Genomic DNA, 14,558 nt, shown 5'->3' on the forward strand with positions numbered 1-14,558 from the left:
TGAAAGGTTTCAGCAAGCACGACAAATTGTTCCGTATGCGGGGTAGAATGGTGCGCCGGTCAGTGCCGGAAATGCCGCATCCCGGTGAAAATCATCGCCAGGCCCGCATCATTGGCGGCATCGATAACTTCCTGATCGCGCCGCGAACCGCCCGGCTGGATCACCGCCGTCGCCCCGGCTTCGGCCGCCGTCAGCAGCCCGTCGGCAAAGGGGAAGAACGCGTCCGAAGCAACCGCGCTGCCGGCAGTGCGGGGCTGGCTCCACCCGTGGGTTTCGGCGGCTTCGGCGGCTTTCAGTGCAGCGATGCGCGAACTGTCGCGGCGGTTCATCTGGCCCGCGCCGATGCCCGCGGTCACGCCGTCCCTGGCATAGACGATCGCGTTCGATTTCACGTGCCGGGCCACAGTCCAGGCGAACAGGCAGTCCTTCAACTCCTGTTCGGTCGGGGCGCGCTTGGTGACGACCTTGAGATCGTCCGGACCGATCGCGCCATTGTCGCGGTCCTGCACCAGAATGCCGCCGGCGATGATCGCAAGGGTCTGTCCCGAACGGCGCGGATCGGGCAAATCGCCCGTTATCAGCAGGCGCAGGTTCTTCTTTCTGGCAAACACCGCGCGCGCGGCGTCGTCGGCTCCCGGCGCGACCACGACTTCGGTGAAAATCTGGCAAATCGCCTCCGCCGTGGGGCCGTCCAGCGGGACGTTGCAGGCGACGATCCCGCCGAAGGCCGACACGCTGTCGCATTGCAGCGCCTCTTGCCACGCCTCGAGCAAAGTCGGGCGCTGGGCCACGCCGCAGGGGTTGGCGTGCTTGACGATTACCACCGCCGGGGCTGCGCCGCGAAATTCGGCGGCCAGTTCGAAGGCAGCGTTGGCATCGTTGTAATTGTTGTAGCTGAGTTCCTTGCCCTGAATCTGCTCCGCCTGGGGCAGTCCCTGCGTGTGCGGCCCGGCGGGAAGATACAGCGCCGCATCCTGATGCGGATTCTCACCGTAACGCAGCGTGCCGACGAGCTTGCGGGTCATGCTGACCATTGGCGGGAATTTCTGCCCTTGGTCGGCAAACGCGAACCACTGGCTGATCATCGAATCGTACGCCGCCGTGGCTGCGAACGCCTTGGCCGCCAATGCCTTGCGGAAGCGGATCGACGTTGCGCCGCCGGATTGCGCCAGTTCATCCAGCAGAGCCGGATAGTCGGACGGGTCGGTGACTATGGTGACATATGCGTGGTTCTTGGCTGCGCTGCGCACCATACTCGGCCCGCCGATGTCGATTTTCTCGATCACCTCGTCCCGCGCGGCACCTTTTGCCAGCGTCGCCTCGAACGGGTAGAGATTTACCACCACCAGGTCGATTGCGCCGATCCCGTGCTGTTCCATCGCGGCGGCGTGTTCCGGGTTGTCCCGCACCGCCAGCAGGCCGCCGTGGACCAACGGATGCAACGTCTTGACCCGCCCGTCCATCATTTCGGGGAACCCCGTGATCTCGGACACATCCCGGACCTTCAGGCCCGCATCGCGCAGCGCCGCAGCGGTGCCGCCGGTCGACACCAGCTCCACGCCCAGCGCGGCCAGCGCCTGTCCCAGCTCCGCCAATCCGCTCTTGTCGGACACCGACAGCAGTGCCCGTCTGATCGTCACATTACCCACGTGAAACTATCCCATTTTCCTGAGCAGCCAGGAGAAATTTCCTCCGCTGCGCGATGTCAGCCCCTGCAGCACCAACTGCTGGATCGGCTGCGGCCGTCCCTGTCCGTCGACCCACATGCTTTCCTCGATATCCAGCACGCCGTCGCACGAGGTAGTGCCCAACCGGAACTGCCAATAGGTGCCGTCGGGCAAGGCCAGTCCGGCGCCCTTGCGGTCTTCCGACAAACCCAGTTCGATGCCCGGACCGATGTGGAACCGGATCGCGAATTCGATCTTGCCGCGCTTGCCCTTGCCCGAAGGCACCAGCAGATCCTCGCCGCGGAGTTCGCTGCCGTCGTCGCGCAGGATCAGGATCCGGCGATGCACCAGGCCAAATCGCGCGGCATAGCCGTCGTGGCTCGCCTCGACGCGCGACGCCTTGCCATTTTCCAGCTCCAGCGCCCGCCGGTTGACCTCGACTTCCTCGACCCCCTTGCCGAGCTTGCCGTTGATCATCACCGCCGTGGAATTGGCGTTGTCGAGCGCCAGGGTGGAATGGGCGGCGGTGGCGCGCAATCCCTGTTCGATCCGGATCGGGGTTTGCCCTCCGGCGAAGCCTGCTCCGCCGCAATTGACGATGATCCGCCGCCCTTCGCAGGACATTTCGAAGGCGAGGGTGGACGCGCAGCCGGACCGGGCATGGCGCGCCCGCGGCGGCGGCGCGGCGTCGAACTGCAGGATCGTCTTGCCGCCGTTGAGCCGCTGATACCCCCATTGGCGAATGTCCTGAAGCGGGCGGCTGCGCACGCCGCTCGCCTCGATCAGCGCGGCCACCCGGTCGGCCTGCACCCCGCCCGCGCCCTGCCAGCTGCCCAGCCCGCCATCGCCGTGCATCAGCGCCAGCAGCGGCGGAACCAGCAGGGACAGCATGGCATCCAGCGCAGCAGGCGTCTCGCGCCCCGCCGCCCGGTAGCAGGCGATCAGCTTCACCAGCAGTCCGATGGCGTCCATCTGCGCAATCGGGCTGCGCGACAGCACGCCGCCATCGTCGGCAACGAGTTCGCCCAGTGCGCGGATCAACCCCGCTTCGCCGAACAGGCGGCGCGGCTTGCCCTCAGGCAGCAGCAGGCCTGCGGCTGTTATTGCGCACCAGCCGGCGACTTCGCCCAGCACATCGTCGCTGCGGGTCACGTTGCGGTCCAGCCAGCGGGCCGTATGGCTGATCGCTTCCAGCGCGTCGGAGCGGACGCGTTCGTTCTGGCCCGAAAGGATAAGCGGCGCATGGACCAGCCAGTTGAGCAGCCGGTGACCGGCGTGTTCGACGTTCCATGCGGGACCCTTGCCGATACCCGGTCCGGTGCCGGGTGCCTTTTTCGCCGTGCCGTTTGCCGCCAGCCAGGCGGCGAGCACACGTTCCGCGGTGGGCGCACAATCTTCGCGCGGCGCGCTGGCGGCAAGATCCCCGAGCCACGAAAACCCGTGCACCACTCGCTCGAACGGCGCGGTCAGCCGGGCCTGCGGGGAGAAATCCATCTGGCCGATCGGTGTCTTGACCCCGTGGATCAGAAAATGCCCCATGCGCAGGGCAACACCCGCGGCTCGGTCGCTTTCCAGAGGGCATTTGACGGTCGCCAGCATCCGGGTGCGCGCCGGCTTGGTGAAGGGCGAAGTCAGGGTAGAAGGCGGCACCCCCAGCCGGTATGCAAGCCGGATCAGCCGCTCTCCGGGGCTGATCGCAGGCGGGGCGAAATCCGTCAGTACCAGCGATTTGCCGGGCTCGAGGATCGGGCCAGCCTCACCGGATTCCGGCGACTGCGTAACCAGGGCTTCGTCCACTTCACGGCCCAGCGGCATCGCGCTTCCATCCCCTGTGACCGCCTGATCGCGGGTCCGATCTTCTACCACGTAATCAACCATCAGGCGTGTCCCCCGCCTGGTCCGCGCAGTGCCGCGATGTTGGCGGCATAATGTTCCGGCCCGCCCTTGAAGGTAGCCGATCCGGCGACCAGCACATCCGCCCCTGCCTCGACGCACAGCCGCGCCGTTTCGGCATTGACCCCGCCGTCCACCTCCAGCCGGATGTCGCGCCCCGTCTTGTCGATCATCCTGCGCACCGCCTCGATCTTGCCGAGCTGGCGGTCGATGAAGCTCTGCCCGCCGAAGCCCGGGTTGACGCTCATCACCAGCACCAGATCGATATCATCGATCAGATAGTCGAGCATCTTGGCGGGCGTACCGGGGTTGAGCGAGATACCCGCCAGTTTCCCCAGCCCCTTGATCGCCTGCACCGTGCGGTGGATGTGCGGGCCGGCCTCGGGATGCACGGTAATGATGTCGGCACCGGCGTCGGCGAAGGCCTCCAGATAGGCGTCCACCGGGCTGATCATCAGATGCACGTCGAATGTCTTCCGGGTATGCGGCCGCAGGGCCTTCACCACATCCGGACCGATGGTGATGTTGGGGACGTAATGGCCGTCCATCACATCGATATGGATCCAGTCCGCGCCGGCGGCGTCAATGCTGCGCACCTCTTCCCCGAGCCGCGCGAAATCGGCGGACAGGATGGAGGGTGAAATCAGCGGCTGGGCCATTGTCGAACGCTTCTTTCAGGTAAACCGGCACAAGTGTGGTTCACTATCCGGTTAGGGGGGAGCTTACTGCGCCGCAAGCACCCATCGGCGGCTTTTCCACACCGGTTCCGCCCTTTTTCCTGCCCGGGGCAAATGCCCGATTCCAAATTCGACTGGATGAATGCGCGGCAATGGTGCAATTCAGCGGTAATTCATAGTCTGGCGGGCAATTGAACGCCATATCTCGCGAGGATCCGGAGCCGGCCGATACGCTGCTAATCCATCCTCCCCAGCGCGTTCCCCGCGCTATGGGACATATTCACCCGATGACCGAATAGGGAAACCGAATGACCACACGTTCTTCTGCTTTGAAAACCGTTGTATTGGCGCTCGCAACCGGCAGCCTTGGCCTGTCCGTTTCCGCAGCAGCGCAATACAACCAGGTCTTGAGCAACGATCTGGCCAAATGTTCTACGGGCGCGGGCCCCGCCGTGAAAGTCACCGTGCAGGGCATCAAGCAGGCGAGCGGCAAGATTCGCGTGCAGAGCTATAACGGAACCAAGTCCGACTGGCTGGAAAAGGGCCGCTGGCTGACACGGATCGAAGCGCCCGCCAAAAGCGGAACCATGACCTTCTGCGTTCCGGTGCCGTCCAGCGGCACCTACGGCATTGCCGTGCGCCACGACGTGAACGGCAACGGCAAGACCGACATCCGCGAAGATGGCGGGGCCATGTCGAACAATCCCAGCATCAATATCTTCAATCTGGGCAAGCCGGGTTACCAGAAGACCGCATTCAACGTCGGCAGCGGTGTGACCGCGATCAGCATCACCATGAAATATTTCTAGGATTTGCGCCTGCGCCACAGGCTGAACAGGACCCCCGGCGCCGCCATCAGCGGGTGCTTTTCCCGCCACGGGGTAATCTCAACCGCAATTCCGGTATGGCGTTCCAGTTTCCACGCGCCGTAACGGGCAGCGCCCTCGAAGGTGGTCGTGGCCTTGACCAGCCGCAACAGGTTGAGCGGCTTGCCCAGACGCCGCCGCGCCGCCCACCAGTGCAGGATCTTCCGGCGGTGCTCCGGTTCCAGATGAGGTGTCAGCCGCGCGCCGTCGCGGTCATACGCGATGTTCTGCGCCGACAGGGCAAGCGGCAATAATCCGGCGAAATGATCGCGGTTGACCGAGAGGATTGAATCTTCCCGCCCCGGCTTTTCGACCCGCAGTTCGGCCTTGTAGGTCGCCCGGAACAGCGCCCGCCAGTAATCCTCCGCCGTTCCGCTGCCGGGCCCCAGCGCGACCGCCAGCCGTGCCGCGGTACAGGCAGCGGCGGCGACGGCTTCGGCTACGGCCCGGCGGACTGTTTCGTCCGCGTTCCACACCAGCGCGCAGGGTTGCACGAACCGGGCCCAGATCGTCGTATCGCGGCGCGTGCCCCGGGCTGCCTCGGCAAAGGTGGACAGCGCCATTGCCGCGACCTTCGCCCGCAGGACCTGTCCGCCGAATTCCCGTTCATGATAGCTGACCCGCGGCCAGATCCGTTCCCGCTGCGGACCCGGCATCAGCAGGTAGAAATCGAGCACGCCGTCGAGCGAGCCGGTGCGCAGGTTCGAGCCATAGTACAGCGCGGCTACCGCGCCCGCATCGCGGGCCAGCCACGCTGCGAACTCGGCCACCGCTGGATCGACGGGCGCGGCCAGGGCTGCTTCGATCCGGCCCGTCAGCGCCGTGCCGGGCGGCAAGCCGGAGGATTTACCGGTCAAGGTACGACGAAGTGCAGTTCCGGTCCCTCTGTCACGTGGTACCGGCCTGCAGGAAAAATCTCGCCATCAAGGATGAACCCGTCATCCAGCGTCAGTTCGAACTCGTCGGCCCTGGCGAAATGGACGCCGGAGCGCCCTATCCAGCCGGGCGCATTGCCGACCACAATCGCGGGGACCATCGCCAGCGTCCGGCGGCGGGCCTTGTCCATGACCGTGACGCGCAGACCGTCCCGATAGGGGCCGAACAATTTCATCCCCAGGGGGAGCCGCCCGAGTGTGGACGCGATCAGGATCCAGCGCTGCGCGGGGTCGCCAAAGCCGCTATGCGGCATCGGATCGCGGTTCGGCCCGAGTAGCAGCTGCATCCCGGTCCCGCGCCGCCAGCGATTGCGCGTACTGCCAAGCAGGGCCTGCGCCACGCCCCACACGGCGGTAACCCCCACCGCGAGACTGTTGAACGCGCCCAGGCGGTGCGCGTCCTGCCCCGCCTTGATCCCGGTCTTGAACGCGCCCGCGCCCAGAATGAACCCCATCATCGGCGGCGGACTGTCCTCCGCCGATCCGGACGCGGGGAGCGGGGTCATTACGATACCGCGCCGATGAACACGCCGGCCCTGTTCGAACGCGGCGATCACCCCGGCCAGGGTCCAGTCGGCCGGAGCGCCGAGATCGACATTGAGGGCGTTGGTCTTGCCGCGCGGCAGCACGGCGAGGGCGGGCCAGTCGTCACCCCATACCTTCAGCCCACTGGACAGGACATCGCGGACGGTCCCGTCGCCGCCGTTCATGACCAGAAGTTCGACCCCCCGCCGCTTGAAATCGGCCAGTGTCGCAGGCAGGTCGCCGTGACCGGCCGGTTCGGCCACAATGACGTCGGCCGGGTGCCCACCGGCAGAAACGGGCAGGTCGGCCGCCGCCTCCGCCGGGTGGCGGCGTTTGAGATTGTGGTGGCTGTGCCGGTTGTAGATCACGCCCACCACCGGAGCCGGGCGGGGTGTGCCGTCCCATTCCGGCAGTGGCGGAAATTGTTGCTTGGCGAACGTCATGGCCGGGCCGCGTTAGCAAGGAAACCGGGCCTGCTCCACAAGAGATATTCCACAAATCTTGCCGCAACCCGGCGTTCGGCCCGATTTTATCCGCCAAATCAGGGGCGACGCGGCGCATTTAATCCGTTAGTGTCCGCCGATGCTGCATCCCGAACTGCTCGCTTCTGCCAATGCGATCGCCGGTGACATCGTTGCGCTGCGGCGTGCGATCCATGCCGAGCCCGAACTGGGCCTGCACACCCCTCTGACGCAGGCCAAGGTCCGCGCTGCGCTGGCCGATTTGCCGCTGGAATGGCGCTCCGGCCCTTCGACCACCGGCGAAGTTGCAATCCTGCGGGGCGGCAAGCCAGGCCATCCCGGTCGCAGCCGCGTCCTGCTGCGCGGGGATATGGACGCGCTGCCGATGCCGGAACAGACTGGCCTCGACTTCGCTTCCACCATTGACGGCCGGATGCACGCCTGCGGGCACGATACGCACACCGCCATGCTGGTAGGTGCGGCGCAAGTGCTGGCGGCCCGCCAGGCGGAACTGGCGGGCGAAGTGATGTTCATGTTCCAACCCGGCGAGGAAGGCTACCACGGCGCGCGCTTCATGATGGAGGACGGGTTGCTGGGCGGGACCGGTGGAAATCCGCTACCCGAGGCGGCCTTTGCGCTGCACATCATGCCCAACGCGCGCCACGGAGTGATCGCGGGCCGGGCCGGCGCTTTGCTGGCGGCTGCCGACCAGTTCGAAATTACTCTTGAAGGGCGCGGCGGCCATGCCTCGATGCCGCACGACACGCTGGACCCGGTGCCCGCTGCCTGCGCTGTCGTAACCGCGCTGCAGACGGTGGTGACCCGGCGCTTCAACGCCGCCGATGCGGTGGTGGTCACGGTCACCATGCTGGACGCCGGCACCGCGCATAATGTGATCCCCGATCACGCCGTGCTTCGCGGTACGATGCGCACGCTGTCGCCGGAAAACCGGCGTCAGGTACAGCAGCTGATGCGCGAGACCGCCAGCGGGATCGCCGCCGCACACGGAGTTACCGCCCGCGTCGAGATTACCGAGGGTTTCCCCGTCACCCTGTGCGACGAACGGGCCGTTGCGATGGGGCGTTCGGTAACGCATGAAGTGCTCGGTGCGGACAGCTGGAAAGACCTGCCAGCCCCGATCATGGGGGCGGAGGATTTCTCCTATGTGCTGGAACAGGTACCCGGTGCGATGTTCTTCCTCGGCGTTGCCCCCAGCGGCGAAGACTGGAGCCAGTGCTGCGGCATCCATTCCAGCCGGATGATGGTGGACGAAGGTGCCCTGCCGCTGGGCACGGCAATCCTGGCCGGCTGCGCCATGCGGTTTCTGGAACGGGGCTTCGAATAGAAATTGGCGGGGGTCGAGGATTAGTATGAGCGAGACGGAATGCTGGACTTTCAGCGAGGCGCTGGCGCGTCACGCTGCCGAGCGCGGCGATGCGGCCGCTTTGCGGTTCGGGTCCCGGGTCACCAGTTTCGCCGAATACGACCGGCACGCCACGCAGATCGCCAACGGGCTTGCCGCCATGGGCCTGACCAAGGGGGACCGGATCGCCTATCTGGGCAAGAACAGCGACTATGCGGTCGAATTGTGCCTCGGCGCGGGACGGCTCGGGGTCGTGCTGGTCCCGATCATCTGGCGGCTCGCCCCGGCGGAAGTGGAGTTCATCCTCGAGGATTGCGGCGCGAAAGTGCTGTTTGTCGAAGACGGCTTTGCCGGCGTGCCGTGGGACGGCGAGGCGGTCTCGATGGAGCGTGAATTCGCCGCTTGGCGCGACCGGCAGTCCGATGACCCGGTGACCGCGAGCATCACCAAGGACGACGCTTTCCTCCAGCTCTATACTTCGGGCACCACCGGGCAGCCCAAGGGCGTGGTGCTGAGCCATTTCAACGGGTCCAACATGCGCCCGCGGCTGGAGGCGGAAAATATCTACTGGTATTGCGCCGCGCCGGGCGATTCGCTGATCATGGCCATGCCCTACGGCCATATCGCCGGTATCGGAGGCGCGACCGGCGCGGCGCTGGGCGGGCAGGAACTGATCATCCATGCCGAATTCGATCCCGCGCTGATGATCCATGACGTGGCGGAATATCAGGTCAAATGGCTGTTCCTGGTCCCCGCGGCGCTGGGCATGATGCTGGCGCATCCGGACGCCCAGGGGGCCGATTTCTCCTCGGTCCGGGGCCTGACCTATGGCGCCAGCCCGATTCCGCTCGACCTGCTGAAAGAAGGCGTGTCGCGGCTGGGCTGCGATTTCGCGCAGCTCTACGGCCTGACCGAAACCTATGGCGCGATCATCTCGCTCGCGCCGGAGGATCACCGCCCCGGCCGCGAGCATGTGATGCGCTCGGCCGGCAAGGCGATGCCGGGCGTCGAAATCCGCATTCTGGGCGGCGATCTCGAGCCGCTGCCCCCCTGCACCACTGGCGAAGTCGCAATCCGGTCCGACTGCGTGATGCTGGAATACTGGAACCGGCCCGAGGAAACCGCCAAGGCCCTGATCGGCGATGGCTGGTTCCGCACCGGTGATGCCGGCATGCTCGACGAAGAAGGCTATCTGTTCATCCAGGACCGCATCAAGGACATGATCATCAGCGGCGGGGAAAATGTCTATCCTGCCGAAGTGGAAAGCGCGATTTACGGCCTCCCCGGCGTGGCCGACATCGCGGTTATCGGCGTCCCCGATCCGAAATGGGGCGAAGCGGTCAAAGCGATCGTCGTGCGAAATCCCGGCAGCGACCTGACCGAAGCCGAGGTCATCGCCCATGCGCGGACCAGGATTGCCGGATTCAAATGCCCCAAGTCAGTGGATTTCATCGATGCCCTTCCGCGCAATCCCTCCGGCAAGATCCTCCGCCGCGAACTCCGCGCGCCCTATTGGGAAGGGCTGGAACGCCAGGTGAATTGACCGCGGGCGCGCGCCGCCCGCCGGTGACGGGCGCATATCTCTCCGTCAGGCACGGCGATGCCCGCGCAAGGACCATAACACGAAGGAGGTCCGCTGAGGCGGCAAAGGAAGGATACAGACCAGGAGAAGGAGAAGCCTCCTGTCGAACAAGAAGCGAGTTAATGCCTTGCAAAGACACGCTGACCTGATAGCCAGAAACCCTGTTTCAAATGATAAATGGTGCGGTATGCAGGTTGGCAATCGGGTCCGGCGCGTAGTTATACTCGGCGGCGGAACCGCGGGTTGGATGACCGCGACCGCGCTGGCGAAGACCTTCGGCCCGCGGGTCTCGATCACATTGCTCGAATCCGAAGAAATCGGCACCGTCGGTGTGGGCGAGGCGACGATCCCGACGATCCATTGGTTCAACGAGTTGATCGGGCTCGACGAATCCGATTTTCTCCGCGCAACAAAAGCCAGCTTCAAGCTTGGCATCGAGTTCGTCGATTGGGCACGGCCAGGGCACCGCTATTTCCACCCTTTCGGCCAATATGGCATCGCCCTGCCCGGTGTACCTTTCCACCAGCGGTGGCTGAAGGCGTGCCGCGATGGTCTCGGCCTGCCGCTGTCCGACTTCTCGCTGGCTACGCGCCTGGCTTCGCAGAACCGCTTTGCCAAGCCGGCAGGCGGAGCGCAATCGATCCTCTCGACGCTCGGTTACGCCTTTCACTTCGATGCAAGCCTCTACGCCCGTCACCTGCGTTCGCTGGCCGAGGCCGGCGGCGTCACCCGGATCGAAGGCAAGCTCAGCACCGTGGAGCGCGATGGCGAAAGCGGTTTCGTATCGGCGCTCCTGACCGAGGCCGGTGACCGCCTGGACGGCGATTTATTCGTCGATTGCTCAGGTTTCCGTGCTCTGCTGATCGAGGGCGAGATGCAGGCCGGCTATGAAGACTGGTCACATTGGCTACCTTGCGACCGTGCCGCCGCGGTTCCGTGTGAACGGATGGACAAGACAACACCCTACACGCGTTCGACTGCGCGCGCCGCCGGCTGGCAGTGGCGCATCCCTCTCCAACACCGCACCGGCAATGGGTATGTCTATGCGAGCGAGTTTGTCAGTGACGACGAAGCCGCGGCTACACTCCTTGCCAATCTGGACGGCGCAGCGCTTGGTGATCCGCAGCTCCTGCGCTTCAAGGCGGGTCGGCGGCGGCGGACCTGGATTGGCAACGTGGTGGCGATCGGCCTTTCGTCGGGGTTTCTGGAACCGCTCGAATCCACCAGCATCCATCTGATCCAGAGCAGTATCGCCAAACTGCTTACGCTGTTCCCGGACCGGGATTGCGACCCGGGACTGGCCCTCCAGTTTGACCGCCTGATCGCCGCCGATCTGGACGAGATCCGGGATTTCCTGATCCTTCACTACCACGCCACAAGCGACAAGCCCGAGCCGCTGTGGAACCATTGCCGGCACATGGCGCTGCCCGACACGCTTATCGAGAAACAAGAGCACTACCGCAGATCGGGACGGCTGATGCTGGGCGCGAACGAACTGTTCCGGGAAGCGAGCTGGCTTGCGGTGCTTAATGGACAAGGGGTTTTGGCGGAAGACTACAGCCCATTGGCGGACGCGTTGGACCCGGCGACCAACAGGGCGCAGCTCGAGCAGATCGCCGGCGTCGTCACGCGCGCAGCGTCCCATCTTCCCATGCACGATGATGTGATCGCGCAGGCAATTTCCGCGTCGGATGCGTTGTCGCCCGCTGATGCTGTGAACGGATGACCCGCCCGGATATCGCCGCTCGCCTGATCGGAAGCGAGCGGCAGCCGCTTGTCGTTGTCGACGGGTTCGCGGCCGATCCGGACGCGCTCCGGGCCGATGCAACCACGCGCCTTTTCGAACCGGCCGGCCGTAACTACCCGGGAGTGCGGGCGCCGCTGCCATCCTCTTATCTTCGCGATGTCCATGCCACGCTCGCAACGATATTGCGCGAGGTATTCGGCTTTCGTAAGCGGATTGTGCCCTTGGACGCGAGCTTCTCGATCGTCACGACTGTCCCTGAGCAGCTATCCCTGGAACAACGGCTTCCGCACGTGGATTCGATCGAGCCCGATCGCTTCGCACTGGTTCATTATCTTTCACCGCACAACGCGGACGGAACCGGTTTTTTCCGCCACCGCACTACCGGATTCGAGATGCTGGACGAGGTTCGCGCGCCCGTTTACTTCGCGCGCCTCCGGGCCGAGCTGCGTGAAGGCGGGCCACCTGCCGCCTATGCCGGTGACGAAATGCCCCTGTTCGAGCGCACTGCACTGGTAGAGGCGCGCGATAATCGCGCGGTAATTTACCGCAGCGCGTTACTGCACTGCGGCGCAATCGGCCCGGCTACCACGCTCTCGTCCGATCCCGCGAGCGGGCGACTTACTGTCACGGCTTTCTTCACGGCGGAGTAGTGCGCGGCGGCTGCACGGCCAGATAGACTGTGCTCCACAACTGGGCTGCGTTCGATTCGTCAACGTCATCCGTGCCGGCACCGAAAGGGACAACCTGATAGCGGTCGTTTTCGTAGGCCCAGGACCAGAGTTCGGAATTTGCCAGTTCGCGCACCGAGAGGATTACGCTCCAGAGCTTGGCCTGTGCGTCTTCCAGCCGCGCCCGGGTCGCGGCCGGCAAGTCGGTGCGGGCGAGCTGCCGCTCAAGCCCTGCGGCAACCATCGCTTGCTGCCAGGACCAGACCACCGTTCCATGATAGGCTGCGGGGGTGAAGCGCGCTTGCACCTCCGGTTCTGTGAGCGCCGGATTGGCGACAAGCAGGCCGATATCCGTCATCAGGCCGGCAGGAAACGGACGCATCATGGCGCTCAGATGGACATCCAGCTCGGCGGGGGAGGGCCGGCCGAACAGGAGGGCAAATCCTTCGTCCGAGTGAATGATCGGAACCGGACTGCCGTGTTCGTCGAGTGAAATGGCGTGAAAGGCGAGCGGCTCGCCATGAAGCGCGGCGAGCGCAGGCCCGGCAGGTATTCCGCGGATTGCAGCATAGGAGTTGATCGCAGCCTTTGCATCGGCAACCGGCATCGATACCCGGAACAGCGCGGGTGCGCGGCCGCTCCAAATTTCGGCCATACGCCCCGCATCGCTGAAAATGGCACGGTCTGCGTCGGAGAGATAGGGATCGAGCAATCCGGAGGTGAGCAGCCGCTGCGCAGCGTCAAGGGCTGCGGGGACAAACACGGCATTGACGTCATAGGCATAACGGCCCCGACCGATCCCCTCTTCGCTGTCGCGCCACTGACCCGTCTTGCGACCTGGCTTCAGGCTGATCAGGTTTGTTATTGCTGGTGCGTCGGCAAAGGGCCGCGCCTGGTCGAGCACAAATCGAAGGTTGCGCACCAAAGCCGGGCCGACGCGCTCATGACTGCCGGATTGCGCATCACCGGAAACCGCACGCGCGAGATAGGCGCGCGCGGCGTCAGCTTCCGCGCTGTCGAGCAAATAGGCCGCCATTACCGGCGCCAGCATGAAATCGTCATCGATCATCGCGTAATCGAGCACGGCAGCATCGCTGACGTCCAACCCGCGCTTGCGCCGATCGACGAGCGCGAATTCCGACAAGCCTTCTTCGTGAGCGACCTCGCCGGCTGCGTTGAGGTTGGCTAGCACGGAACTCAGTCCAGCCTCGATCGCTTGCGGCTGTAGCGCCGGCATCAACAAGCGCACCGACATCAGCGTGTCGCGCCCGAAATAGGTGTTGAAACGCCACGAACCGGCAAGAAACTTCTCACGGTAGCTCAGGAACCGCAATGCGTTTCGCCCCGCCGGGTCTTCGGCTGCGCGGTCATTCAACAGTTCGGCTTCGGTGAATCCGTTGAGCGGTGTTTCGCCGCTCGCAGCGGTAATCTCCAGACGGATCTTGCCATCAGCGTCTGCAACAAGAGCATCATTTTCGAGATGTCCGTCAAGCACCCGAACGGACAGCAGATACCCCGGCGCCCCATCGATGCGGTCGCGGGCGAATACGACCCGGTCGGAACTGACACTCATCGGCGCGGACACAGCTGCCGGAAACGTACCCACTGACTGATAGTCCCGCAGGAAGCGCACGTTGGAAAGCACCGCCTGCTTTATTGTCAGGCGTTTCGCCGCGACAGTGGCCGTGGCACGAACGCCGTGGAGCAGGCGGCCCTTGTCATCCTTCAGAGAAATCGGCTTGGGGGATTCCTCCAGCCGCCACTCAGCCGGCGTGTCCAGCCTTTCGAACCAGAGTCCGACCCCGCTGTTGCCGGCCGGGAAGGCCACCAGAATACGGGGGTCGGCACCGGAACGCAGCAACAGGTGGGCGGCCACAGGTCCATCGCGCACGAAGGCGTTGATGTTGAAGCCTTCGACAACCTGATAGGAAAGGTCGGAGGCCTCCTGATTGGAAAGGTCGGAGACCTCCACAGGTTGCGCAATTGCTCCCGTGCCGATCGCCAGCAACAGCGCGCCCGCACTCAAGCGCTGCCTAAGCCGCCTCATCGCACGCATCGTCTTCTCCTCTCGGGCCCCTGCGGCTCACCACCGCAGGGGCTTCAGTTCTAGAACTTCATCGTGATAGAACCGCTGTAGGTCGGACCTACAATTCCGCGGGCGAAGAAGAAGCCCG

At 64.8% G+C, this 14,558-nt stretch carries 11 protein-coding genes; 5 read left to right on the forward strand and 6 right to left on the reverse strand.

The window, feature by feature from the left end; translation table 11 throughout:
- Nucleotides 1-59: 59 nt before the first annotated feature.
- Genes purH through rpe form a run of 3 tightly spaced genes read right to left on the reverse strand, consistent with a single transcriptional unit; the run spans nt 60 to nt 4,219 of the window.
- A complete protein-coding gene (gene purH / locus U0988_RS03300) occupies nt 60-1,649 on the reverse strand; it encodes a bifunctional phosphoribosylaminoimidazolecarboxamide formyltransferase/IMP cyclohydrolase (RefSeq protein ID WP_322291223.1) in 1,590 nt (529 codons plus the stop codon).
- Nucleotides 1,650-1,655: 6 nt separating this feature from the next.
- Nucleotides 1,656-3,545 carry a heparinase II/III family protein gene (locus U0988_RS03305; RefSeq protein WP_322291224.1) on the reverse strand — a complete coding sequence of 630 codons (1,890 nt, stop codon included), beginning with the start codon at nt 3,543-3,545 and terminating at the stop codon, nt 1,656-1,658.
- On the reverse strand, nt 3,545-4,219 hold the full coding sequence (gene rpe, locus U0988_RS03310; protein ID WP_322291225.1) for a ribulose-phosphate 3-epimerase: 675 nt from the start codon (nt 4,217-4,219) through the stop codon (nt 3,545-3,547). Before rpe ends, U0988_RS03305 begins: the two co-directional genes overlap by 1 nt.
- Nucleotides 4,220-4,545: 326 nt before the next feature.
- Between rpe and U0988_RS03315 the strand changes: the two genes are divergently transcribed.
- Entirely contained in the window at nt 4,546-5,046 is a 501-nt protein-coding gene (locus U0988_RS03315) for a DUF2141 domain-containing protein (protein ID WP_322291226.1), read from the forward strand.
- Here U0988_RS03315 and U0988_RS03320 read toward each other — a convergent pair.
- Nucleotides 5,043-5,960, reverse strand: a complete 918-nt coding sequence (locus U0988_RS03320; protein WP_322291227.1) for a hypothetical protein — start codon at nt 5,958-5,960, stop codon at nt 5,043-5,045. The genes U0988_RS03315 and U0988_RS03320 overlap by 4 nt on opposite strands.
- Nucleotides 5,957-7,006 (reverse strand): diacylglycerol/lipid kinase family protein, encoded by a 1,050-nt coding sequence (locus tag U0988_RS03325; RefSeq protein WP_322291228.1) that lies wholly within the window; start codon nt 7,004-7,006, stop codon nt 5,957-5,959. Before U0988_RS03325 ends, U0988_RS03320 begins: the two co-directional genes overlap by 4 nt.
- Nucleotides 7,007-7,145: 139 nt before the next feature.
- Here U0988_RS03325 and U0988_RS03330 point away from each other — a divergent pair, with 139 nt between their 5' ends.
- The 4 genes from U0988_RS03330 (at nt 7,146) to U0988_RS03345 (ending at nt 12,366) form a co-directional block, all read left to right on the forward strand.
- Nucleotides 7,146-8,369 carry a M20 family metallopeptidase gene (locus U0988_RS03330; RefSeq protein WP_322291229.1) on the forward strand — a complete coding sequence of 408 codons (1,224 nt, stop codon included), beginning with the start codon at nt 7,146-7,148 and terminating at the stop codon, nt 8,367-8,369.
- Between the two features lie 25 nt (nt 8,370-8,394).
- Nucleotides 8,395-9,930: a long-chain-fatty-acid--CoA ligase gene (locus U0988_RS03335; RefSeq protein WP_322291230.1), complete on the forward strand. Its 1,536-nt coding sequence runs from the start codon at nt 8,395-8,397 to the stop codon at nt 9,928-9,930.
- Nucleotides 9,931-10,156: 226 nt separating this feature from the next.
- Nucleotides 10,157-11,695: a tryptophan halogenase family protein gene (locus U0988_RS03340; RefSeq protein WP_322291231.1), complete on the forward strand. Its 1,539-nt coding sequence runs from the start codon at nt 10,157-10,159 to the stop codon at nt 11,693-11,695.
- Nucleotides 11,692-12,366, forward strand: coding sequence for a DUF6445 family protein (locus tag U0988_RS03345; protein WP_322291232.1), 675 nt, complete (start codon nt 11,692-11,694; stop codon nt 12,364-12,366). The genes U0988_RS03340 and U0988_RS03345 overlap by 4 nt, the downstream gene beginning before the upstream one ends.
- On the opposite strand, the gene U0988_RS03350 is transcribed toward U0988_RS03345, so the two are convergent.
- Entirely contained in the window at nt 12,353-14,440 is a 2,088-nt protein-coding gene (locus U0988_RS03350) for a hypothetical protein (RefSeq protein ID WP_322291233.1), read from the reverse strand. The genes U0988_RS03345 and U0988_RS03350 overlap by 14 nt on opposite strands.
- Nucleotides 14,441-14,558: the final 118 nt, after the last annotated feature.

It is taken from the genome of Allopontixanthobacter sp. (assembly GCF_034376665.1).
Classification (GTDB): Bacteria; Pseudomonadota; Alphaproteobacteria; order Sphingomonadales; family Sphingomonadaceae; genus Allopontixanthobacter.